We start from the raw sequence: 22,467 nt of genomic DNA on the forward strand, positions 1-22,467 counted from the left end.
ATGCTTCACTGGCCTCGGTAAACATTGCAAAGTTCATGCGGCAACAATACTATCCGTCGCTTTCCATCGGATTGCTAAAGGCCTATCTGAGTAATATTTATATGCTCAAAAGAATTTTTAGCAGGTCTGGTCTGAAACCGAACAGAACTTTTAATACTAAACTTATCAAAGAACTCTTTGGCATAGTGGCAGAAGCCGCTTAGCCGATATGGTGAATTTTTAACGGACTATTATATTATTGTATTGGTACTTCAATTCTATCTCGGGCAACGACAATACCATTTTTTATTATATACGCTTCCATATAGTGTGGACCAAAGAAATCTGCACTCTCATGTCGCACATTATTTTTCCTATTTGAGTCTATTATTTCTCCTCTTAGGCAGTTTCTTTTTATGGCTTCTGTTCCTACATTCCTAGCTTTCCATTTTACTTCATATGGTAACGGAGCATCGGTCTTGATGGTGAAATCTAAGCTTCGGACTCTAGAAATTCGTTGGCCTTTTAATAATAGTTCACTCAGAAGGTGTTCCCTAAATCCATCGCGCATAATGATACAATCAAGTTTCAAATCGTATTTAACATCTATAGGGTATTTATCTTCAATGAACTCTTCATGATCAGAGGGATTATCAGAAGAAAACATTTTATTTTCAACTACACTTGATACTGATTTAGGAAATTGACGTCCAAAAATTTCACGCCATATATCATGACGTTTAGATTCGTCATTCTCTTTAATAGCTTCATTGGCTTTTTTATATGCAATTTTAGCTTTGGATCTAAATGGGTGTTTTACCTTCACATCTTGATCGCTTCCTAATGCTTGATAATGGGTATGCTTAGGCTCATCCTTTAGATACTCAAAAAAATCCCTACACATCTCTCCATATTGAGATTTGTTAGCGTTGTCATATTCAGAATGATTAGACAAAAAACGATGTGTTAGCGTATCTATTAGCAATCCACCCATACCTACACCAACATTGTTCTTCCATGCTCTAAGCATTTTACAGAGATGCCGATGCGCTTCTCCATGATTCTGCTTAAAGTTAATCATCTCATTTTGTTCTTGTCGAGGTTTCGTAATTTTGTATGTGCATGTCTTAGTGTCGGGATATTTATAGTTAATTTCTTCCCCATCTCTTTCTTCATAAACAGGTTGTACCTCGAACGTGAAATTACCGAAGAATACATCCACAACCAGCCGATCTACTTTGATTGTAGTTTGAGGATATCTATCTAGCAAAGCGTCTCTTGTCTTGCGTAGTAGTTCACTGGGAGTATCTTTGTATGTATCCCATGTTGATTTAGGCATAATATACAACATATCAAGGTCGGAAATACCTTTAATTCCGGTATATCGTCCATATGAACCAACCTGAAGACAGTTGGCAGTTTCAGAGTCCGTGTCTCTAAATGTTTTGTTCAATTTCTTGGTTATTTCTTTGTAGCGACCGCAGAAAATATCTGGATTGTCAACTTTGATATTATTGAGAAATTTATCGAACGCTTCGGTCTTCGTCATATTATAGGCTTTAAATGCTTTGTTAATATTTTCTAAATGACATTATCTTCTGACATGTATTTTAAAACTTTGATTAATACATCAATGCATTTATATGTATCTACTGGCATGTTGCTTCCTGGAGCTGTCAGATTAAAGCTCCAAACAGGGCATGAATCATAAAGCCTTTTTTCGTAAGTTCCTCTTGGCTGATTGGAGCTTTGTTCTCCTTCTCTTAGCCAGTGCCAATCAGCAATATGATGGTAAACAAAACTGTCAATCACAATGCCAGGAAGATGGTAACTGCTGAAGTAGTTGTCACGAATTTCTCGTATATGTTTACATGTGTCGAATAACAAACCATTGCTTGCTACATTTCTTTCCTTCATTGCTTGCTGTTCAATTTTGGGATCTGTTGTTAACCAGTTGCCACCCATATTTGAATCAGGATAGTCGTATTTCCCATTCCAATTACCCAGCCAATCTAATTGACAAAAAGCTGGTAGTACCTCGAATTTCATACCGTCAGTAAAATTGATTACTACGACTTGCCCATCTCCATGAATATCACTCCTTGGATAGGTTTGTAAAATTGCATTCTTCAATGCTTGCAGTAATCTGGACTGACCATTTCCCCTTAGTGCATCATATTTATTATATTCCTCTCTTGGTAATTCGACAAGTATATCAATGTCACTTGTGTCAATAGCAGTACCTCTTCCATAAGAGCCAACATATAAACTATGAGCAGTTTCGCTAGTGCTACCCCAAAATTCTGAATTAACCGCTCTTGTTATGCGTCTATATCTCTGAGATACCAACGAACGCTGTTCAATGCTAATTATTTCGCCTCTTTTTCTAACTGTATCCATATTGATTTTATTTGAAGGACAAAAGTACAAAATAATCCCTGTTTATCGAATATAATTCGCTATATTTGCGCTATAAAATCGCATTAAACAATGAAGCTAAATAAAATAAAGACTGTTTTGTCGGATAAAGGTATCTCTCAGACATGGTTGGCTAAGCAACTTGATAAAAGTTTCAGCATGGTCAATGCTTATGCGTGCAATAGAATCCAGCCGAATTTGGAAACTCTGCAGAGGATTGCTGAGATTTTACAGGTGGATTTAAAGGATTTGATAACAGATAAAGAGGAAAGGTAAAATGCAATGAAAAACTTTACGGAGAATACACGAGTACAAGTCCCGGCTGCATTGCATCTTTGCAAGCTCGGTTATACATATTTGGATGATATAACATCGTACAATCCCCAGACGAATATTTTAACGGATATTTTTATCCGCTCAGTAAAACGTCTGAATCCTGCTTTGACTGACTTGGAATGCAGCCAGTTGCTGGATAAAATTATCGGAATCTTGAATAACGATGATTTGGGCAAGGAATTCTATACTATGCTTTCCTCCAATAGTGGCGTGAAGTTGATAGATTTCGCTGATGCGAACAATAATGAATGGCACGTTACGACAGAGTTTACATGCGAAAATGTTGAATCCGGTGATAGCTTCCGTCCAGATATTACGTGTTTTATAAACGGCTTGCCTTTAGCTTTTATCGAAGTCAAGAAGCCTAATAATCACGATGGAATCTTAGCAGAGCGGGATAGAATTAATAAGCGGATGCGGAATAAAAGTTTTCGTCGCTTTATCAATCTTACCCAGTTGATGATTTTTTCCAATAATCAGGAATACGATAATGAAAACAGGGTTCCGATCCAAGGGGCGTTTTATTGCTGTGCATCAAAAGAAAAAGCTTTCTTTAATGTGTTTAGAGAGGCTGATGCTACTTTCGTGTCGAAATATCAATATATAGCGTTGACGGAAGATACAGAAAAACAGGTTCTCAAACATAGGAACTGTGTAGTTATTAAAAACCTGCCAGATTATGAAACAAATAAAAAGGTAGATACTCCTACGAATCGTGTCTTGACATCAATGCTTTGCCGGGAGAGGTTCTTGTTTCTGTTAAGATATGGCTTTGCGTATGTCAACCGAACTGTAGAGTTGGAAGATGGCAGTAAAATCACAACTCTCGAAAAACATGTGATGCGCTATCAGCAATTGTTCGCTTCATTGGCTATTCGCAAGAAACTATCTAAAGGTGTCAAGAGTGGAATAATTTGGCATACGCAAGGCAGTGGCAAGACGGCATTGGCGTATTATTCAGTTCGTAGTCTGACCGATTATTATGCAAAACGTGAGACAGCTGTTAAATTCTATTTTATAGTAGATCGTATTGCGCTGATGGAGCAAGCGAGCGATGAGTTTGTTGCACGTGGTTTGGTTGTAAGGACAGTTAATAGCAGAGATGATTTAATGAAAGACATCCGTGATACCACCCCTGTAGTGAACAGTGAAGGTAAAGCGGAAATAATGGTTGTAAACATACAGAAATTTAAGGAAGACTCCACTAAAATACAGATAGAGTCTGGCTATAACACTAATCTCCAGCGTGTATTTTTTATAGATGAAGCGCATAGAGGATATAGCCCACAGGGTAGTTTTCTCGCTAATCTTTTAGAAGCGGATAAGGATGCTGTAAAAATTGCATTGACAGGAACTCCTTTGTTGAGGGAAGAAAAAGAATCTTGGCGTGTTTTCGGCGATTATATTGATACCTACTATTATGACAAATCGATAGCGGATGGTTACACGTTAAAACTGATGCGTGAACCGATAGAAACCATATATAAAGAGCGTATTGAGAGTATTCTTGATAAATTGGCAGGAAACGTAGAAGTCAAGAAAAGCGATATAGACAAGAATAAAATAATTGAGCATGAAAGTTATCTGAACGCTTTGCTTGATTATATTATTTCTGATTTGCGCAGATTCAGAAAAGAACAAGCAGATGATTCCATCGGTGCAATGATTGTGTGCAAAACCAATCCACAGGCTCGTGAAATGTTCCGTTTATGGCAGCAGCGTTTCAGATTCGCACAGCAGATTGAGGATAAATGGGAAGAGCAGTTGGGAATGGTGGCAGAGCCAATGGTTTCGTATGGTCATGCCAAACCATTGCGTGCCTCTCTGATATTGCATGATGAGGGAGACAAATTAGAACGAAAAGCATACATTGAAGAATATAAGAAGCAGCAGACTGTAGATGTACTGATTGTCAATCAAATGTTGCTTACTGGATTTGATGCTCCCAGATTGAAAAAACTATATTTGGGACGTAGTCTTGACGGTCATGATTTGTTACAGGCACTGACTCGTGTAAATCGTCCGTATAAAGATTTTAAATATGGCTATGTAGTTGATTTTGTAGATATAAAAGAAAATTTTGATTCGACAAATGACCGCTACCTGAGAGAATTAAACCGTACAGCTGATATTAAGGAGACCAAACAGGATGAGCCTGTTGGCAATGCTGTTATCGAAGATAAGGAAGAGATAATAGCGAAAATGAAAGGAATCAAGAGTGTTCTCTTTAATTTCACTTGCGATAATCCGGAAGAGTTCAGACAGGAAATTGATGAAATAGAGGATAAAGATAGACTCTATGAATTACGGTCGGTATTGAATGATGCCAAAGCTATTCTGAATCAAGTCAGAGCTTTTGGCGATGATGAATTGAAAGAAAAAATAGAGTCTTTGGCTTTTGGTGGCATCCCTACTTTGATTACAGAGGTTACACATCGTATTGAGAGGATGAATCTGTTTGAAAGTACAGAGCATAAGGCAGATGTTTCCGGAATAATCAATGTGGCTCTGTCAGAATTGGAGTTTGAGTTCAAAAAGGGAATGTCTGAAGAACTAAGAATTGTTGTCAATGACATTCGTGAGCGTTGCGAAAAGGTACAAGCCGAATTTGAAGCCAATTTTGATAGGAATGAAGAAAAATATGTAATCCTTGCAGATGAGTTCCGGGCATATTTCCGTAAAAAAGGTTTTGTTCCGCAAAACACTCAAGATGCAAAAGACAGCATTGATTACATGGATAATGTAATGAAAAAGATTCGGGAAATAAACAGACGGAATAATATCTTGAAGAAAAAATATAAGGGTGATGAGCGTTTTGTTCGTATTCACAAGCGGATTGAGGAGGAAAATCAAAAACGTGAACAGCCGATTATTTCTGCACACGAATATGAAATAGCCGAGAATCTGTCACAGATGAAGTCTCAAATAGACAATATGTTATTCCTGAATATCAATATTTTGGATAATGAAGATGCCTTTAAGCGTGATGTATTGGCTATTATTGGTCATAAATTAATAGACCTTGGAATCAAGGCAAATTTGACAGACCGTAAATATATCAACAATCTTATAACAACGGAATATTTCCAACAACGTAATTTTGCATATTGATTATGAGCGATATAAATATAACAGAATCAACGATAGCCCTGATTGATTCTTTGAAAAGTACAACTGGAGCGTTTGGCTTGGCAGGAACAGGAAGCGAGTATAAAATCGTCACGGAAATGTTTCTGTACAAGTTCTTTAATGATAAGTTCGGCTATGAAGCTAAACGAGATAAAATGTACGGTGAACGGCTAAGCAAAGCAGAAAAGTGGGATGCCGAATATGATACATTTACGGATGATGAGGTAGAAGACCTTTTCAGTTATTTGCCAGCTTCTGTGCCGAGACTTAAACCGGAACATACGTTGTCACATCTATATAATTCCACAGGGAAGGGAGATTTCTCTACATTGTTGGATGCTATATTAATAGATATAGCCAATATCAATGCCGATACTTTTTCTGTAACAACTTCCGGGAAAAGTAAGGTAAATATCTTTAGTGCCATAACAACATTTGTAACTGATACACAAAAGCGTGATGAATTTGCAAAATCGCTGATGCGCAATGTCGCCTCATTCAATTTCGAACACGTATTTATCGAGAAGTATGACTTCTTTTCAAGAATATTCGAGCATTTGCTGAAAGGATTTAATAATGCCGGAGGTGGCAAATATGCCGAATATTATACACCACGTGCCATAGCACAAGTTATGGCGAGATTATTGGTAGGGGACAATGCGGATTTACGAGGTGTGACTTGTTACGACCCATCGGCTGGAACAGGTACATTGCTCATGGCTCTTGCTCATCAGATAGGAGAGGATAGATGCTCGATTTTCAGTCAGGATATATCAGAGAAGTCGAGCGAAATGTTGCGTCTGAACCTTATTTTAAATAGTTTGTCTGCTTCTCTGCCAAATGTTGTACAGGGCAATACATTGACAGAACCATCGCACACTGAATCAAAGGGCGCATTAAAGAAATTTGATTTTATCGTTTCAAATCCTCCATTTAAACTTGATTTTCCTGAGTATCGTGATACATTGGCTGCTGATACGATTCGTTTTTGGGCAGGAGTTCCGAATGCGGTTAAAAAAGTAGATCCGATGAAACCTAAAATGGCGATTTACACCTGTTTCATCCAGCACGTCTTAAATTCGCTAAAGACAACAGGGAAAGGTGCAATAGTCATTCCTACAGGATTTATTACAGCCAAAAGTGGTGTTGAAAAGAAAATCTTACAACGTGTGGTAGATGAACATTGGGTTTATGGCTGTGTATCTATGCCAAGCAATGTGTTTGCCACTACAGGAACAAATGTTTCCGTTATATTCTTTGATAAGTCGGCAACAGCAGATAAAGTAATTTTGATTGATGCAAGCAAATTAGGTGAAGAATATAAAGAAGGCAATAACCAGAAACGACGTTTACGTGATAAGGAGATAGACTTAATAGTCAATACGTTCCGCAACAAAGAAGCTGTAGAAAATTTCTCTGTAGCTGTTACTTACGATGAAATAAAGGAAAAGGGATATTCTCTCTCTGCCGGGCAATATTTCGACATCAAGATTGATTATGTAGATATAACGGAAGAAGAGTTTAATTCCCGAATGGCGGACTACAAGCAAATCCTTTTCGAGCAATTTGCAGAGAGCCATCGTTTGGAAGAGGAAATAATGAAACAGTTGGATGCTTTGCAGTTCAACGCAAATGTAGGCAACAATGAGTAATGAAATCCAGTTTTTGCTATACAGCCTTCCCGATAAAGAGGGTAAGGTGCAGGTGGTAATAAAAGACGAGACCATTTGGTGTACGCAAAAGGCTATGGCAGAGCTTTTTGGTATTGACAAATCGGGTATCAGCCGACATATAGCTAATATCTTCAAGGATGAAGAACTACGGCAAGACACGACAGTTGCAAAAATTGCAACTGTCGTAAATCGAGGCATACGAGGTGAGGTTGAAGAGTTGGTAGATTTCTATAATCTTGATATGATTATCGCAGTTGGCTATCGTGTTTCTTCACCCAAAGCTACCAAGTTTCGCCAGTGGGCGACCAAGATTCTCAACGAGTATATCAAGAAGGGCTTTGTACTTGACGATGAACGCTTAAAACAGGGAACGGCAGTATTCGGGAAAGACTATTTCCGAGAATTGCTTGAAAGGGTACGCTCTATCCGTGCCAGTGAACGGCGTATCTGGCAGCAGATTACCGACATATATGCAGAGTGTAGTATCGACTATGACAAGAACTCGACTACAACACACGATTTCTATGCCATGATACAGAACCGTTTTCATTATGCCATTACAGGGCAGACAGCTGCAGAAATTATCTACACTAAGGCTGACCATACAAAAGACCACATGGGGCTGACCACATGGAAAAATGCACCTGATGGTCGTATCTTGAAATCGGATGTCTCAATAGCTAAGAACTATTTGCAGGAAAATGAAATTCGTAGGTTAGAGCGTGCCGTTACGGGATATTTCGATTATATTGAAGACCTCATAGAGCGAGAAAATACGTTCAATATGGAGCAGTTTGCAGCCAGCGTCAACGAGTTCTTGACCTTCCGCAAATATCAGATATTACCGGACAAAGGACGCATTTCTGCGGCACAAGCCAAGGCAAAGGCTGAAAGCGAATACGACATTTTTAATAGAACCCAACGTATTGATTCTGATTTTGATAAACAGATTAAAGGAATGTTGGATAAGTAATAGGATTGGAGTAATGGAATTGAAAAGATATAAACTGGGAGAAATACTTGAGTTGCAAAGGGGATATGATTTACCATCTTCCCAACAGAAAGCGGGAAATGTGCTTGTAGCAGGATCGAATGGTATAATAGGTTATCATAACGAAATACGCGGTAATCATCCATGCATTACAGTAGGACGGAGCGGCAGTGTGGGAAAGGTTCATTATTATGAACAACCCACTTGGGCGCATAATACAGCCTTGTTTGTAAAAGATTTTAAAGGGAATAATCCCCAATATCTGTACTACTTCCTTAAGAATCTTCATTTGGATGAAATGTTCGTAAAAGGAAGTAGTGTAGTTCCCTCTCTTGATAGAAAAGTAGTTCATTCTTTGGTTGTTCCATTTCACAAAGAAGTTGTTTGCCAAAAACGGATTGCATTAGTATTATCCAATATTGACCGTAAAATTGAACTTAATCGAGCGATAAATCAGAATTTACCGATACTTGACCGTTCATATAATTACAGGTCGTAATCTAAAAGCATTTTCATCTACTTCCATTTGATACAACCTAATTTGCGGATTTAGTTCCTTGCGAACATATTGGATTATTTTTTCTTTCTCAGTTTGTTCTATATTGACACCAAAATAGATAGACTCAAAGCATTCGCCTTTCAGTAGCATATAGTGGCGTATCTCACGCCAATCCCATATTTCCTTTGTCAGCTTTGCCTGTTGAGGAGTAAATGCTGCATATATTGGACTTGGTTTTGGTATGACTAATCTAACCTCCTGCTCATATTCCCATTCCTTTGCTTTTGTCCGCCATTGATAACTGAATAAATCTTTTGTGGTATGATATGCGTTAGGACGCTCTATTATATCCTGATATTGAACTTCAAGAACAAGCGGTTCAAGATATATTGTACCAAACATTGGTGGAACAGATTCCAACACTTTGTCTATGTCAAGTCCTATACAAATACCTTTATGGTTATAACAATAATGGCTCCACATGAGTAATGAATCATTGATTTTTGATAAACTACATAGCCATGTATCATTACGCAAATTGAGTGCATCGTTTTCTTCTTTCTCTATCCACCATTCCTTAGGTATCCATCCTTGGAATTTAGTATTAGGTACATTTGAGTAGTCAATTAGTTTTGGATGACAATCGAAAGGATCGTTCAGTTGAGACGCATTAGTAAATTGGAGATTCTGGTTTCCAATCATGCACTTTGCGCCAACTATATCTAAATATTTGTAGAGTATGCGAGGCATTTTTATTCTATTGTTATTTGTCCATTCATTAAAAGTGGTAAAAGTTCGTCACGCTGCTTGATAAGATTTGAGATTTCCTCTTGCAACTTCACTATCTGTTTAAAGATTGGTGATATAAGTTCCTCAAATTTATCCGCAATATCTTTATTATCAGGTATGGCGATTGTGCTTTGTTGTAAATGGTCTTGCGTAATATGTCCCATCGTTGTTTTCCTTGCTTCTGCCATTTTCTTGAATACATCGACATAATCCAAAAGTTGAAAATAGTAGAATGACTCCGGGAAATCATTTGCAGATGTAACCTTAAAGATGTGCTGATTAAGTCCTCCAAGCCCATAAGCCCAGAGCATAACTTCCAGTGATGCCGACCATGAAAATAGCACGTCACCATTATACACCTTTACTGATTCTGGTATATTTGACGTTACCTCTTCAGTGTCAACAGAAATTCCATCGTGCATTTCTCGTATCTTGATGACAGGTAATGGCACTTCATCATCCTTTGGTCTGAATTTCTGACAAGCCAAACCATTTGTAAAAACAGCAATTTCAAAGAGGTTCCCACAATGCCAGCCAACAGGAATGTTGCGTTTCAGCTTATCATTCCAAAGCATTTCACCCCCACTTGATTTATACGGCTTGCCCTCCTCGTTGGGAAAATCAAACTGCACAAACCAGTAGTCATATAGCTGTTTTGCCATCGCCTCTAAATTCTGATTTATCGGTATATAAAGAGAAAAGGAGAGGAAAAATCCCCTCCTTAACTCAAAACCAAGTATCAGACATTCAAATCTTTCATTGCTAATCCATAATTTTCTTGACCGAACAGGTCTCTATGGATAAGTTTCAAACCAAGTGTCTGATAATACTTGTAGTCATCGTCCTCGGTACAGAGGTATTTGTAGCCGTAGCGTGGCATGTACTCCTTGAAGAACCGAGCCAAGTCTTTCAGGCTTTCTTCTTGGTTCTTCTTGAAGTTGCTGCGCACAATGATGATAGACCAGTCGGGGAAGTTGCCTCTTCCACAACTATATTCCCAGAAGCGGATATAGCAGTCTAAATCACGTTCACGAATGTCCACACAAAAGCCGTTGGCATGGGACATCACGCTACAACTTTCTCTGTAGCCAAATTTCTCACACAAGTAGAGATTGAAATCAAGAATTAAATCTTTTTGTACCATAAATAATTGGGTTTTAAAAATTAATAAATAGAGAATTATAAATGAAAGCCTCGCTTACGCTTAGCCTTTTTCTTTTTCATTAGGCGATTGAACTCTGCTTCTTCTGCGGCAGTGGCATCGTAGGATGAGCTACCGTTTAGCAAACCGAGACTGATGCCAAAGCTATCATCGGAATGGGAAACGCTTTGCTGTACCTCTTCTTTTTGTTGTTTGGATTCCTGTTTGGCAGACTCCAACAAAGATGCACAAGCATTCTCTTCCAGTCGGTTGTCGATATTCAAGTAGCTGAACTCTCGACCTACTTTTGAGCCGGAGAAAGAAAAGCCGTTATGTTCAAACTTGACACCTTGTATTTCCCGTGTAGTCCGGCTGACTTTGAATTTCATATCAATCTCCCGGTTGGCAAGCGCATCTTTCAAATCATCCCAACTATGAGCTGTGGGCAGTTCTTCTTTCAATGCCTTGTATATCTCGTGCTTTGCCTTATCGTATGGGCGCAAGCGTTCCTCTTTGATATGGTCTTTACCATTGGCAAAGTGCAAGCGATATTTGGCGGTCAGCATTTTGCAGACTTTCTCATTCTTACGGAAGTCATTCTTGTCGCTAATTGTTTTACCGTCATTGTCCACCCGGTTGAATACGATATGGCAATGCGGATGCTCACGGTCGATATGTCGGGCAATGATGTATTGCGTATTTTCAATACCCATCAGCTTCATATAGTCGTGCGCTATGTTTAGCATCAGAACATCATCAGACTTTAGCCTTGCACTGTCTTCTGGTGAAAAGTTGAGCGAAGTGTGTCCGACAATATTCTTTACCTTGTCATTGAGTAATGCCTGTAACTCAAATTGCTCTGCTATTTGTTCGGGTGTACCTTCTACTCCGGCCGCTTCTAATAGCTTGGATTTTTCCTCTCTGAGGACATAGCGGACACAACCACCGAACGATGTTCCTTTAGTCTGTTTACCTATCATTTTTCAGTTGTTTTATAAGTTGATTAATATGCTGAGCCATTTCCTCGCATCTATCCGCAACGGCAAAGAAACCGTAGGTGTTCGCTTGTCTTGCCAACTGGTTAAGATTGGTACTTTCACCAATCAGTTGCCGGATGATGTGAATATGCTCTTGCGTGATTCTTTCACGTACCGAACCGTTCTCGATGAGCGAACGGATGACTTCACTTTGAGTCTGCTTGCTCCGTCTGCAAAGCGCACCAAGCCATGCGTGTTGCTGATATGACAGACGGATTGTTATTGTATATTTCTTTTCCATTTGAATTTGTTTTAGTGAATAATTTGTGACCATCGGGAGCTGCCTCCTCAGACTTTTTGAGGAGCAAGTGGTCGGGAAATGTAATACACCGACATTAACTTGCTACAGTAAAAAAGTCTCAATTTCTCTCTCTGAGTTCAAAGTCTGAATCCTCGTTTCTTAGGTGGTGAAACCTTCGGTTGTGGAGTGCCTTGTTGTATGCTAATGAGTTTCAAATCGAATGTTTTTATCAGTATTTTCAAGGCAGGATTCATCCTTGTCATCTGTTGGAGGATAGCTTCATCAGGCTTTACTTTGAGCAGATAGTCGGCTATATCATACCCCTCTTTCCGCTCGTTTTCGGTTGCATGGGCTTCCAGATAATCGAACATCTGCACCTCCATTCCGTAGCTTTTCATCAGACTGATTTTGCTCTGCCAATAGTCGGTCGCCCCCCCCCAAATCGGGGAATAGCACAACGCTTCTTCCTGTCAGAACGGATAGGCTGTTAGCATTGAAGCAACCGTTCTTTCCGCCCGATGCTATCCATAGAAATTGTGGTAGATAGTAGGAGGCAATGAGTGCCGTTTTCTCGCTTTCGACCAGTGCAACAGGACGGCTCTTATTCTCGGACAGTAGATGTTCACCGAAGAAACATTGCTTCAGATTATAATCGCCTTTGTGCAGCAAGGAGTGTACCCATGTAACATGATTGTATGGTTCTTTTATCCGCTTGCCTGTTTCGGAATTGTAAAGCATTATCTTACCCGTTCGGACTTTATTCTGATTGTCCGTTTGCCAGAATACAGTTGCACCGTCCCAATGTTTTGATGTGCCAACCTTGTATCTCTTCATGAGTTTCAATGTTTCTGTTTCTCCGAACTGAGCCGATAGGAATTGAAACAACTTGTTCACAGGATAGCCACGCAATGATTGGTTGACTATATCCAAATCAATGTAGGATGTGGCTATAGGTTGCGTTTCCTTAATAGGGGCATAGCTTCTGAAACTATTCTCCACGAACTTTTCTTTCTCAGACGGGTTCTGCTCAAAGTAATCACGAGGCGTGAAGTGATAACCGCATTTCTGCTCATGGTCACAACGTCCCACGTACTTTGGGAACTGGATTTGCTTCTCTGTATCAATGTATTTTGAAAAGCATCTTTGGCGATGGCAGTTTGGGCAAGTGTGCCGAGTGCTGATACCTTTGTAGGGTTCTAATATGAATCTATGTGTACTCATTGTATGTTTCTTTTTTGGTGTGTCACTTTTGTCGTTGTTGTCGTTTTCGCTTGGAAAGTGTCAAAACCGACAAAAATGTCACAGGTTAATCTTTGAATATTCTCCATGTTTCTCTTTGCGGAACAAAGTCCCGATGTTGTCATTGAGAAAGCGTTGAAATGTGCGTTCCTTCATTCCGTTCTGCTCGGCCATCTGTATTGCTTGGGCAGTCGTAAAGGATGGAGGAAGCAGATTGACTATCGCCTGTTGTTGGCTGTTGAGCGCATTCTCATTGAGTATGTTTTGAACGCTCAATGCGGATTCCTTGAAATACTCCGTCAGTTTTATGGCTCGTTCTACCGTCAACAGGTCGATACAAATTTTATCACACTCTCCGCAAGTCCATCGTGCTAATTGAATAATCAGGCAGAAGCGGATGATGTATATCTCCAGCTTACAATAGATACTCACAATGGTGTCGTTTGTCTCTTGGTCGCACAATTCTGAAAAGTGGTGCTGCCATTCGTAAAGTCGTTTCTTGGCATCCTCCGTGAAGAGAAGAATTTGCGGTTCGATCTCTCCAAACTCATTGAGGGTATACTCTTGTTGTATCAGCTTGTCAATAATGGCATTCCATTCTTGTTCGATGCTCTCCGGCAGTTCCTTGTCATTCCAACGTGCCTTCTGTTGCAGGTTTGGCATCACGAACAGAATGCGGTCGATGAATCCGTTACTGGAACGTTCCCCCTTTGCCAATTCACTAAGAATCTTCTTTGGGATAGTGCCAATAACCGAAATATACGGTCGCTTGATGAAGATGGAACTCTTGGCGTTCTTGCGGTCGGATATAGTGGTCTTGGCACTGAACACTGACAACCAAAACTGTTCTTCCGAACCGTTGTTGTAACGGTTGAAGTTCTTGAACCAAGCGGATAATTCATCAGTCCACAAGCATAGCCCACGTTTGTTCTGCGCATGAATGAGGCTCAATCCTTCAGGTGTTACATCCGAAATCAAGAAGCGTTTACGGACTGGTTCCTGTGGAAATTGCTCTTCACCGCTTTCTGTTCGTTCTTTGCGGCTCATACTCATCAGTTCATCATACTTGGTAAGAGCCTTTTCAAAGACTTGATTCTGCTGATAGTCATAATCAAGAAACGGTTTCATCGCAAAGCTAAGCGGATGGCTTTTGTTCGCTCCCGGTCTTCCTATCAATGCCATATACAGGATAGGGCTTTCTACCCAGCCTTGCTTGATTTGGGCAAGGTGCGTGTTGCCGATGCCCACCGCTATTGCCGTAAGGATAGCAGCGGCAATGTAGTCAGTAGGGTAGTTATGGCATTTGTGAACTTCACTGATGATGCGTTGGATTTTTGTCGGGAATATGCTGACCGGAAAATCAGTACCAGCCAATCGCATACTTAAATCAACCGTTTCGTCAATGATGGACGCCGGATTAATAGAAGATGTATCCATAGCTATATCCATTAAAATTTCACTGACGATTTGGGCTTATGACGGACACCGCCTTGCATATTGGCAAGCATTTCTTCGTATGTTTGTTCGGAAGTCTTTCTACGCCCGTTCTCAATCCAAGCCAGAAGTTCGTCCTCGTAGAAATAGAGCTTCTTACCTTTCTTATAGGCAGGAAGCAGCCCCTTGCGTACCAAAGTATAAATGGTAGGCTTGGCTTTTCTGATGATACGGCAAGCATCCTCAATTTCAACCAACACGTGTTTGTCTGATGCAGGTGGTTGAAGTTCCGACACCATTCTTTTCAACTCAATGATCTGTTCGGTCAGATAACCCACCGCTTCGGGCAGTTTATCAAATGTTACTGTTTCTTTTTGCATACGTCGCTCGTTTTTAATTGTTCGACGGCAAAGGAAACAGGTGTTTCAATGGTGGAATCATTCACCAAAATATAACTGATGAATAACTTTTTGATGGTGATTGGTCGTGATTACAAGGAATTTAAGTACCTTTGTACTTATATAAGTACAGTCTTAAAGATAAATTCTACACAATGAAGAAATTGTTGTTATTCTTCTCAAAGCCAATAGTTGGTGGTATTTTATCATTGATAGGATTATTGGAAATTCTATTTAGTATTCCATCATCATATATTACATACCCTATACCATTGTGGATAATTGTTTTGGCAATAGGTCTCGTTATACTATTGCCATACCTATGGAAACGTTTAAAAATCTTATACTATATAAGGAACTATACATCTGATTCATTTGGTGGGTCTTGTTTATATAAGTGGTGTTGGACTAGGACATCGGATAAATTCAATGTATATGGATATTTTCCTATTCGTATAGATGTTGTGGAAAATGTAAAGTTAGACCCTAATATACCAGTAATTGATTGTGCCCATCATTATATTCACAATAAAAATTTATTGGAAGAATATATAATGATATGTTTATACCATAAGGTTGAGAATACGAAACAAACGAAATTGTTTGTTCAGCAGCTACATAGCTTAGAGGCTCATTACTCTAGTCAAAATAGAAGGTAGCTTCTTTGTTATGCAATTTTTCTATCCAGTTTAATCTTGCACTCTGACTCAGTGTGCGACATTTTGCGCTCAATGGTGGATATTTCCGAATCACGGAGGGTATGAGCAAATACTCTTTTTATGAATGTAGCAGTCTGTAGGCGTGGTTTACCGAAAGCCTTGCCGATGTTCCAGCCAAAGTGCATGATGTCAATGGTTTTTAATTGAGCATCAACCTTTATCAGTTCAACTTTGGGCATAGTATCCGACAAGTAATATTCTGTGATATATCCGCATAGACGATTAAGGTCTGTTTCGCTAAGATAGAGGACCAAGTTTTGTTTCGTATATGTGAGAACCTTATCTAACTTTTCTTGTGATACTCGTTCCTTCTCAGCCATAGCGTTTGCACGGAATACCTCATATTCTGTTGGTTGATTAGATTCTTCGATAGATATATTGTTGATGGTAGAAGGGGTGGCTTCTTCCTTTGGTAGTTCTGCCACGTCTTCGTTGGGTTCAGGGTACGATGGCGTAGAAACTTCTTCTGTTGTGTTAGATGTAGTTTCGATTTCAAATTCGGGTTCAGGCTCAGAAATGATAGGTTCTGAATTTATGGTACTTTCGGTAAGTTCAGGGTGTGTTACTGGAGCTTCAACTACCACAGCCTTATTGCGGTAACATTCAAATCTCATAAAGAATTTCTCTATTGATGGTGAAAGGAGTTGACCAAATACCATTTGCAGATTGAGATAGATTGATCCCATGATAATGGAGCATACTACGAAAATAAGGTTGCTGCTAAAGTCATCCCAACCATAGTGTAGTACAGTCTGACGGGCTAAAACACCAATGATGACGATTGTCCCGAAAACAATCAGATTCAAAGTTATATGCTCTATCTTTTTCTGCTCCATAGTGATATATGTTAATCCTTTGTGTGCAAATATATATCATTATGTGGATAGTAGATACGTTTTTTCGAAAGTGGCAGCGTGTTGCGTCGGTACCCCAGACAACCTGTGCCACTTTTTTACGAATTGAAGCCCGAATTAGATATAAGTTCCAATTCGGGCTTTCTGATTAGCAATAGAACTTGCCTCCTAAATGAACAAGAAATGATACCTTATTTTCTTGTGAGGATTGAACTTTGTGTGTCAGCCATTTCCTAAATGCAGTGGAATGTCCCGTGTCTATTTGATAGGATAGGGCAATAATCATGTTGAGATTATACACATCTGCATAATTTCCATTCTCTAATCTTATACATTGGCAGACTTCATACTCCTTTAAGATATTGGCTTTCAATATCGTTTTTATGCGAGAGTTGATAGCTCCAACCGTTGCATAAAACAAGTCTGCAAGTTCCCAAGCGGTCATCCATACTTCGCCATCAGAGATATGGATGCCTTGTCCGTTGTTTGTTATGATTCCTCGTTTCATAGCTGTAATTTATTTCAGTGAAATCTTATTGGCAGTCTCTCGTTTCTTTACATTGACTAAATCTGCATAAATTTGAGTAGTGGAAACGTTCTTGTGGGTTAGCATCTTTGAGACTGTGTAAATGTCTGTACCCAAAGAGATTTGGATAACTGCGTAGGAGTGACGAAATCCGTGAAAGGTTATCGGTTTCGTTATTCCTGCCTTTTTGAGCCAGTTCTTCAGCGGGTAGTTAATCATGCTTCGCTTCAATCCCTTGAACACTTTACCTGTGTCAGGAGTACCGCATAGTTCGTAGGCTTCGTAACTGATGGGAAGTGTAGCTTCCGTTTGGGTTTTCTGTGTTCTGATACGCAAACAATAGCCTTGATCAGGAGCAATGGCGAAGTCTTCCCATTGAAGGTTGAGAATATCGCTGATGCGTAGTCCTGTCAGACAAGCAAACAAAGAGGCTGCTTTTAGAACTGGGATGTCGCAAGGAGTGGCGGCAAGTTGTTTCACCTCGTCCAGTGTCAGATACTCTTTCTTCACATCTTGTGGCTCAATCTTATCAAGGTAGTCATTGATGTTTTCTCGAAACCATTTATCTCGGTAGGCAATCTTCAACAATCCTCTGAAAGTGGAGTAGTAGCCGGATGCTGAATTGAGAGATATGGGGCGATTGCTGTGTTTAAGCTGCTTGGCGTTCAACAGATATTCACGGAACTTTTTGCACAAATCCACATTCACCTCGCCAAAGGTACATTGCCCTTTGACAAAGTTGTAGAAATGTTGATAAACGAATTGCCATTTCTGATCTTTGCTTCGGCACATCTTCTTGAAGTAGGCGAGGAAGTCAGCTTTCTGCTTGCTCTTATCTAAGAAGCCGAACTCTTCATTGATGAGCGATTGCACTCTGATGCAACGGATAGCCTCTGCTTTGTTCAACATATCGTTGTTGAATTCCCGTTCCATTTCGTTTTTGGGGTGGGCATAGATGTAGATGCCGAGATATTCCCTACGACTCATCTGCATCGTTTCAGGGTTACGGACTGCCGGATAATAATCCAGATACAAGGAGATGCGATTGTTGCGAATCGCTCTCTGACGAACTGTTACTTTTGTACATGTGTGTGTCATACTGATTAATATTTAGAGTTTTACATTTGTTTGGTGCAAAGGAATAGAGTGATTTAATGGTGGTTACATTCACCGAAAAATAACTTATTCAATCTTTGGGGCTGCAAGTAATTTGTCTAGTTCGGGTTTGGAGATAAGCGTGTATTTGCCTTTCTTGACCTTAGGAATATTATGGTACTTCGCATAATGATAGAGTTGGTCACGAGTGAGATTGAACTTCTCCATTGCTTCGGCTACCGTATAATACTGCGGTTCTTCGGGTGCTGCCACACCTTTGGCTATATCCACATGTTTCTTGGAATAGTACACCATGATACCTTCTTTCTTCTTCGGAACGGCATTCTTGGAAACAAAAGTGTAGATAGCGGATAAGGTCATGCCGAATTTCTCTTGCATTTCCTGTGTGCTGTACCATTCGGAAATGTCGGGATTTGGGGCTTTCTTGGCAAAGTAAGCGTCTATGTGCTTCTTACTCCAGTAGGTTTTGCCACGATTGAAAGTCCGAGGAATGTTGTTCTTCTTGGCTACCACAAATATCCATGACTCGTTTACATGATATTTCTCTTTGACTTCGGCTGTGGTATAAAAATCGGTGATAGGAATAGTGTCCTTCGGCTGTCGTTGTTTATAAGGGCGAGCTTCCAGCATTCGGTCAATATCACCCTTTCGGATGAAGGACAATCTGCTACTGATGCGGAATGCTTGTAGTTTTCCTGAATATACCATTTTATATATGGCTTGTTTGCTCAGACCTAATAAAGTAGCAACCTCTTTGAATGATAGATATTCTTTATCCTTGAAATCGGATATGGGTTGTTCACTGATTGTCGTTTGAACTTTGGTTTCTACTTCTTGTTTTCTCTTTTGCCGAACAGCTTCCTTGTATGCAAGATTATTGCACCGATGAGAACAGAAGCGTGTTGTTAGCTTTTGAGCATAGAATGTTATTCCACACCACTCACATACCTTTTTGATTTTCATTTTACTTGTAGCCATATTCGTTACTTTTAGAGGTTTATTTCTCTTGTTATTTCTCCATTTTGTTCAACTATCGTAAATCATAGTCAACCATAGTCAACTTTCTCCACGACCTTTCCGACCTAAAATCGGAGAGTAACAAGCGAGCAACAAATGCGGTACAAAAATGAGCTGAAAAAGCCCTATAAACGATAACCATCGCTTATAAGGCTAAAAAGAAAGGCGCTCAAAATGAACGCCTTAATAATCATTGATGATATATGCTAATCGTTGGTAATCACCACTTACTTGCCGATGCAAAAATGTTCGAAAATATTTCCAAGTACCATATCGTTCGTGACTTCCCCTGCAATATCGCTTAGATGGAAAACACATTCACGGATATCTTGTGAAACAAAATCTCCGGATAGATTTTCTGCTAACCCTTGTTGGACTCGGTGGATGGCCTTCAGGGCATGGGTCAAAGCCTCGTAATGGCGGATATTCGTGACAATGACATCATTTTGGGTAACTGTGGGCAGGTTAGCGGCAGAGATTAGCATTTGCTGGAGTTTGTCGAGGTTGGTACGCCCTTTGGCAGAGATGGCGATGCATTGCACATTAGTAGTGGTCACGGTAAAACCTGAGTTGGGGATGGTTGAGGCATCCTGAACTAAATCAGATTTGTTGAATACGAGAATGAGCTGTTTTCCTGCACAACGGGGAAGTATCTGGTTAGATAGTTGTGGTATCCGCGAGACGGCATTTGTGGCATCGACTATCCAGAGTACGATTTCCGCCTGCTCCAGTTTCTGGAAGGTTCGTTCAATTCCTAAGTTCTCAATGGTGTCATTTGTTTCGCGTATACCTGCCGTATCAATAAACCTGAAGGTTATCCCGCCAAGATTGACTGTGTCTTCTATTACATCGCGGGTTGTCCCGTGTATGTCGCTAACAATGGCTCGTTCCTCGTTTAGTAGTGCATTCAGCAGAGTGGATTTACCTGCGTTCGTTTCACCGATGATGGCTACGGGGACACCGTTTTTGATGGCATTGCCTACACTGAAGGATTGCACTAGACGGGAAATTACCTGTTCTATGCCATCTGCTAGGAGACATAGTTCGGAGCGGTCTGCAAATTCTAGTTCTTCGTGGTCGCTGAAGTCCAGCTCCAGTTCAATGAGTGATGTGAAGTGCAACAATTGGTCGCGTAATGAGGCTAGCTCTTTACTGAACCCGCCGCGCATCTGGCTTATGGCGAGGCGGTGAGTGGCAGCAGAGGTAGAGGCGATGAGGTCGGCTACGGCTTCGGCCTGGCTTAGGTCCATTTTACCGCTTAAGAAGGATCGTTGCGTGTATTCACCGGGAGCGGCTAGGCGGCAACCGTTACCGATGAGCAGTTGCAACACCTTCTGAAGAATATAGCTTGAACCGTGGCACATAATTTCTGTGCTATCCTCGCCCGTGTACGAGTGGGGGGCGCGGAATAAACTGACAAGCACTTCGTCTATGATGTTTTCTTCTTCATGGATATAGCCAAAGGTAAGAGTGTATGGCTTGGTATCCTTCAACTTCTTCCCCTCTCGGGCAGGGGTAAATATGCGGGATGTTATCTCTATGGCATCTGGTCCGGAGACGCGGATACATCCTATGGCTCCCCCTTGAGCGGTGGCTATGGCACAAATGGTATCTTGGTTCATTTTATTCGGCTTGTTTTTTATGCAAATTTACATATAAATTGCTAGATTTCTACATCGACAGAATAAAAAGGTCAAGCCTGCCACAAATTATCTGTTACTGATGCCGTGCTTTGTTCACAGTTATTCGTGAATTAGGGGTGTAAAACAAAAAAATATCTCTTGCCATGGACAGAAACAGAATCGTAACAGGCCTTGACGTACATAAAGATGTTTTTTGTGTATTATGCGTCATGACGAGGCCATTATTTTCAAGCAAACTTATGGAACGTTAACCACCCAACTGAGACAGATGCGCGATTACATGCTTCTCCATGGAGTCATGGAATGTGAATGGAGACCATGCTGCGTATGGGGACCGGTATGGGATAAGTTGTGCGAACACATGGCTTTTCGTCTTGCCAACCCTTATTTCATTAAGCAGCTGCCGGGTTGCAAGAGCGATACAAAGGACGCCTAATGAATAGCCGAGTGCCAGCTGAAACAGCTTGTTAGGGAGAGTTTTGTACAAACCCAGTAGCTTAGGACATGCGCAAGCTCAATCGCCTCATTTTCAATCTGAGCAAGGATATGACCTGCAACAAGAATAAGCTTGACGCGGCCATGTAGCGTTGCGGCTTCTGCTTTAGCAACTACGTTTCCAATACCGATGGCAGGAGTTGTCAGAGCATCGTACAGGCAATATCGCAGGGCGAGACCGATGCCGAAAAACTTCTCTCACTGGTTCATGGAAGAATGATAAACAAGCATGGGCGGGACAACATCATTGGAGCGGTGACCGGCAACTTTTCGTCAGTCGACATCACCGTAATCAAGCAGTATTTGGCGATGACAGACTTGATAAATGCTCAGATATCCGAGTGTCAGAAAGAACACACCGCCTTGTATGAGGGGTATTTCCCTGAACAGTACAGACGCCTGCAAACCATCCCCGGAGTTAAAGAACGCGCAGCCACAGTAATAATTGCGTGACTTCAGACAGATACTTATAGAAATTGCGTGAGTCGCTTCAAGAACCCGTAACTACTTCTTCTCCAACTCAACTATGTGCAGGTAACCGTCAAGAAGAAACAAAAGATAAAATACAGGTGGCAGTCACCCGTAAAATTTTTGTCACTGCATAACATATGTTCACCAATGAAAAAGACTTCATTGATATATATTTCAAACGCTTTGAACAACAGCGTCTCATCCAGGGGTAGATAGGATAGCTTGAATCGACAATGGTCATATAAGACTATTCGATATTCCTCTGTCTGCAAAGTAATTATCCTTGTGTCTGACAGATGAGTGCGGTTCGCAAATATGTTGA

At 40.4% G+C, this 22,467-nt stretch carries 21 protein-coding genes and 2 pseudogenes; 8 read left to right on the forward strand and 15 right to left on the reverse strand.

Going from position 1 to position 22,467, the window contains the following annotated elements:
* Nucleotides 1-203: pseudogene (locus tag HU824_RS19550) on the forward strand (transposase); the annotation flags it as partial.
* Nucleotides 204-235: 32 nt separating this feature from the next.
* Here HU824_RS19550 and HU824_RS14750 read toward each other — a convergent pair.
* Together HU824_RS14750 and HU824_RS14755 are read right to left on the reverse strand one after the other, a co-directional pair.
* Nucleotides 236-1,528 carry a nucleotidyltransferase gene (locus HU824_RS14750; RefSeq protein ID WP_032595617.1) on the reverse strand — a complete coding sequence of 431 codons (1,293 nt, stop codon included), beginning with the start codon at nt 1,526-1,528 and terminating at the stop codon, nt 236-238.
* A 32-nt stretch (nt 1,529-1,560) separates the two neighbouring features.
* Entirely contained in the window at nt 1,561-2,379 is an 819-nt protein-coding gene (locus HU824_RS14755; protein WP_121736963.1) for a nucleotidyltransferase domain-containing protein, read from the reverse strand.
* 90 nt (nt 2,380-2,469) lie between these two features.
* On the opposite strand from HU824_RS14755, the gene HU824_RS14760 reads away from it, so the two are divergent.
* The 5 genes from HU824_RS14760 to HU824_RS14780 are packed head-to-tail and all read left to right on the forward strand — an operon-like array spanning nt 2,470 to nt 9,025.
* Complete coding sequence (locus tag HU824_RS14760) at nt 2,470-2,673, forward strand: helix-turn-helix domain-containing protein (RefSeq protein ID WP_005859081.1); 204 nt, start codon at nt 2,470-2,472, stop codon at nt 2,671-2,673.
* Between the two features lie 6 nt (nt 2,674-2,679).
* Nucleotides 2,680-5,844: a type I restriction endonuclease gene (locus HU824_RS14765; RefSeq protein ID WP_121736964.1), complete on the forward strand. Its 3,165-nt coding sequence runs from the start codon at nt 2,680-2,682 to the stop codon at nt 5,842-5,844.
* A 2-nt stretch (nt 5,845-5,846) separates the two neighbouring features.
* Nucleotides 5,847-7,514, forward strand: coding sequence for a class I SAM-dependent DNA methyltransferase (locus HU824_RS14770; protein ID WP_121736965.1), 1,668 nt, complete (start codon nt 5,847-5,849; stop codon nt 7,512-7,514).
* Complete coding sequence (locus HU824_RS14775) at nt 7,507-8,508, forward strand: virulence RhuM family protein (protein ID WP_121736966.1); 1,002 nt, start codon at nt 7,507-7,509, stop codon at nt 8,506-8,508. The genes HU824_RS14770 and HU824_RS14775 overlap by 8 nt, the downstream gene beginning before the upstream one ends.
* A gap of 13 nt (nt 8,509-8,521) precedes the next feature.
* Entirely contained in the window at nt 8,522-9,025 is a 504-nt protein-coding gene (locus tag HU824_RS14780; RefSeq protein WP_255260533.1) for a restriction endonuclease subunit S, read from the forward strand.
* Here HU824_RS14780 and HU824_RS14785 read toward each other — a convergent pair.
* From HU824_RS14785 to mnmE, 13 genes and pseudogenes are all read right to left on the reverse strand, one after another.
* Nucleotides 9,005-9,775, reverse strand: coding sequence for a DUF2971 domain-containing protein (locus tag HU824_RS14785; RefSeq protein WP_121737531.1), 771 nt, complete (start codon nt 9,773-9,775; stop codon nt 9,005-9,007). The genes HU824_RS14780 and HU824_RS14785 overlap by 21 nt on opposite strands.
* Nucleotides 9,776-9,777: 2 nt before the next feature.
* A complete protein-coding gene (locus HU824_RS14790) occupies nt 9,778-10,476 on the reverse strand; it encodes a restriction endonuclease subunit S (RefSeq protein ID WP_176469234.1) in 699 nt (232 codons plus the stop codon).
* 77 nt (nt 10,477-10,553) lie between these two features.
* Nucleotides 10,554-10,958, reverse strand: coding sequence for a hypothetical protein (locus HU824_RS14795; protein ID WP_121737372.1), 405 nt, complete (start codon nt 10,956-10,958; stop codon nt 10,554-10,556).
* A gap of 35 nt (nt 10,959-10,993) precedes the next feature.
* Entirely contained in the window at nt 10,994-11,935 is a 942-nt protein-coding gene (locus tag HU824_RS14800) for a relaxase/mobilization nuclease domain-containing protein (protein WP_121737371.1), read from the reverse strand.
* Nucleotides 11,925-12,233 carry a MobC family plasmid mobilization relaxosome protein gene (locus tag HU824_RS14805; RefSeq protein WP_005795754.1) on the reverse strand — a complete coding sequence of 103 codons (309 nt, stop codon included), beginning with the start codon at nt 12,231-12,233 and terminating at the stop codon, nt 11,925-11,927. Before HU824_RS14805 ends, HU824_RS14800 begins: the two co-directional genes overlap by 11 nt.
* A 137-nt stretch (nt 12,234-12,370) precedes the next feature.
* Nucleotides 12,371-13,454: pseudogene (locus tag HU824_RS14810) on the reverse strand (DUF6371 domain-containing protein).
* 78 nt (nt 13,455-13,532) lie between these two features.
* Nucleotides 13,533-14,909 (reverse strand): DUF3987 domain-containing protein, encoded by a 1,377-nt coding sequence (locus tag HU824_RS14815; RefSeq protein WP_121737373.1) that lies wholly within the window; start codon nt 14,907-14,909, stop codon nt 13,533-13,535.
* Nucleotides 14,910-14,920: 11 nt separating this feature from the next.
* A complete protein-coding gene (locus HU824_RS14820; protein WP_005795748.1) occupies nt 14,921-15,286 on the reverse strand; it encodes a helix-turn-helix domain-containing protein in 366 nt (121 codons plus the stop codon).
* 685 nt (nt 15,287-15,971) lie between these two features.
* Nucleotides 15,972-16,859 (reverse strand): mobilization protein, encoded by an 888-nt coding sequence (locus tag HU824_RS14825; RefSeq protein ID WP_121737370.1) that lies wholly within the window; start codon nt 16,857-16,859, stop codon nt 15,972-15,974.
* A 166-nt stretch (nt 16,860-17,025) separates the two neighbouring features.
* Nucleotides 17,026-17,385, reverse strand: coding sequence for a lipofamily protein (locus tag HU824_RS14830; RefSeq protein ID WP_121737369.1), 360 nt, complete (start codon nt 17,383-17,385; stop codon nt 17,026-17,028).
* A 9-nt stretch (nt 17,386-17,394) separates the two neighbouring features.
* Entirely contained in the window at nt 17,395-18,501 is a 1,107-nt protein-coding gene (locus tag HU824_RS14835; RefSeq protein ID WP_121737368.1) for a site-specific integrase, read from the reverse strand.
* 84 nt (nt 18,502-18,585) lie between these two features.
* A complete protein-coding gene (locus HU824_RS14840; protein WP_121737367.1) occupies nt 18,586-19,497 on the reverse strand; it encodes a helix-turn-helix domain-containing protein in 912 nt (303 codons plus the stop codon).
* A gap of 266 nt (nt 19,498-19,763) precedes the next feature.
* Nucleotides 19,764-21,158 (reverse strand): tRNA uridine-5-carboxymethylaminomethyl(34) synthesis GTPase MnmE, encoded by a 1,395-nt coding sequence (gene mnmE / locus HU824_RS14845; protein ID WP_136010416.1) that lies wholly within the window; start codon nt 21,156-21,158, stop codon nt 19,764-19,766.
* 223 nt (nt 21,159-21,381) lie between these two features.
* Here mnmE and HU824_RS19835 point away from each other — a divergent pair, with 223 nt between their 5' ends.
* Complete coding sequence (locus HU824_RS19835; protein WP_246866932.1) at nt 21,382-21,615, forward strand: hypothetical protein; 234 nt, start codon at nt 21,382-21,384, stop codon at nt 21,613-21,615.
* Between the two features lie 275 nt (nt 21,616-21,890).
* Nucleotides 21,891-22,127 (forward strand): hypothetical protein, encoded by a 237-nt coding sequence (locus tag HU824_RS19840; protein ID WP_246866933.1) that lies wholly within the window; start codon nt 21,891-21,893, stop codon nt 22,125-22,127.
* The last annotated feature ends 340 nt before the right edge of the window (nt 22,128-22,467 follow it).

Origin of the sequence: Bacteroides sp. L10-4, assembly GCF_013373675.1 — a bacterium.
GTDB lineage: Bacteria > Bacteroidota > Bacteroidia > Bacteroidales > Bacteroidaceae > Bacteroides > Bacteroides muris.

What these genes read in the sequence shown, in the direction of transcription:
- HU824_RS14750 (WP_032595617.1), bottom strand. Translation starts at nt 1,528, where the DNA reads ATGACGAAGACCGAAGCGTTCGATAAATTTCTCAATAATATCAAAGTT.
- HU824_RS14755 (WP_121736963.1), bottom strand. Translation starts at nt 2,379, where the DNA reads ATGGATACAGTTAGAAAAAGAGGCGAAATAATTAGCATTGAACAGCGT.
- HU824_RS14760 (WP_005859081.1), top strand. Translation starts at nt 2,470, where the DNA reads ATGAAGCTAAATAAAATAAAGACTGTTTTGTCGGATAAAGGTATCTCT.
- HU824_RS14765 (WP_121736964.1), top strand. Translation starts at nt 2,680, where the DNA reads ATGAAAAACTTTACGGAGAATACACGAGTACAAGTCCCGGCTGCATTG.
- HU824_RS14770 (WP_121736965.1), top strand. Translation starts at nt 5,847, where the DNA reads ATGAGCGATATAAATATAACAGAATCAACGATAGCCCTGATTGATTCT.
- HU824_RS14775 (WP_121736966.1), top strand. Translation starts at nt 7,507, where the DNA reads ATGAGTAATGAAATCCAGTTTTTGCTATACAGCCTTCCCGATAAAGAG.
- HU824_RS14780 (WP_255260533.1), top strand. Translation starts at nt 8,522, where the DNA reads ATGGAATTGAAAAGATATAAACTGGGAGAAATACTTGAGTTGCAAAGG.
- HU824_RS14785 (WP_121737531.1), bottom strand. Translation starts at nt 9,775, where the DNA reads ATGCCTCGCATACTCTACAAATATTTAGATATAGTTGGCGCAAAGTGC.
- HU824_RS14790 (WP_176469234.1), bottom strand. Translation starts at nt 10,476, where the DNA reads ATGGCAAAACAGCTATATGACTACTGGTTTGTGCAGTTTGATTTTCCC.
- HU824_RS14795 (WP_121737372.1), bottom strand. Translation starts at nt 10,958, where the DNA reads ATGGTACAAAAAGATTTAATTCTTGATTTCAATCTCTACTTGTGTGAG.
- HU824_RS14800 (WP_121737371.1), bottom strand. Translation starts at nt 11,935, where the DNA reads ATGATAGGTAAACAGACTAAAGGAACATCGTTCGGTGGTTGTGTCCGC.
- HU824_RS14805 (WP_005795754.1), bottom strand. Translation starts at nt 12,233, where the DNA reads ATGGAAAAGAAATATACAATAACAATCCGTCTGTCATATCAGCAACAC.
- HU824_RS14815 (WP_121737373.1), bottom strand. Translation starts at nt 14,909, where the DNA reads ATGGATACATCTTCTATTAATCCGGCGTCCATCATTGACGAAACGGTT.
- HU824_RS14820 (WP_005795748.1), bottom strand. Translation starts at nt 15,286, where the DNA reads ATGCAAAAAGAAACAGTAACATTTGATAAACTGCCCGAAGCGGTGGGT.
- HU824_RS14825 (WP_121737370.1), bottom strand. Translation starts at nt 16,859, where the DNA reads ATGGAGCAGAAAAAGATAGAGCATATAACTTTGAATCTGATTGTTTTC.
- HU824_RS14830 (WP_121737369.1), bottom strand. Translation starts at nt 17,385, where the DNA reads ATGAAACGAGGAATCATAACAAACAACGGACAAGGCATCCATATCTCT.
- HU824_RS14835 (WP_121737368.1), bottom strand. Translation starts at nt 18,501, where the DNA reads ATGACACACACATGTACAAAAGTAACAGTTCGTCAGAGAGCGATTCGC.
- HU824_RS14840 (WP_121737367.1), bottom strand. Translation starts at nt 19,497, where the DNA reads ATGGCTACAAGTAAAATGAAAATCAAAAAGGTATGTGAGTGGTGTGGA.
- mnmE (WP_136010416.1), bottom strand. Translation starts at nt 21,158, where the DNA reads ATGAACCAAGATACCATTTGTGCCATAGCCACCGCTCAAGGGGGAGCC.
- HU824_RS19835 (WP_246866932.1), top strand. Translation starts at nt 21,382, where the DNA reads ATGCGTCATGACGAGGCCATTATTTTCAAGCAAACTTATGGAACGTTA.
- HU824_RS19840 (WP_246866933.1), top strand. Translation starts at nt 21,891, where the DNA reads ATGATAAACAAGCATGGGCGGGACAACATCATTGGAGCGGTGACCGGC.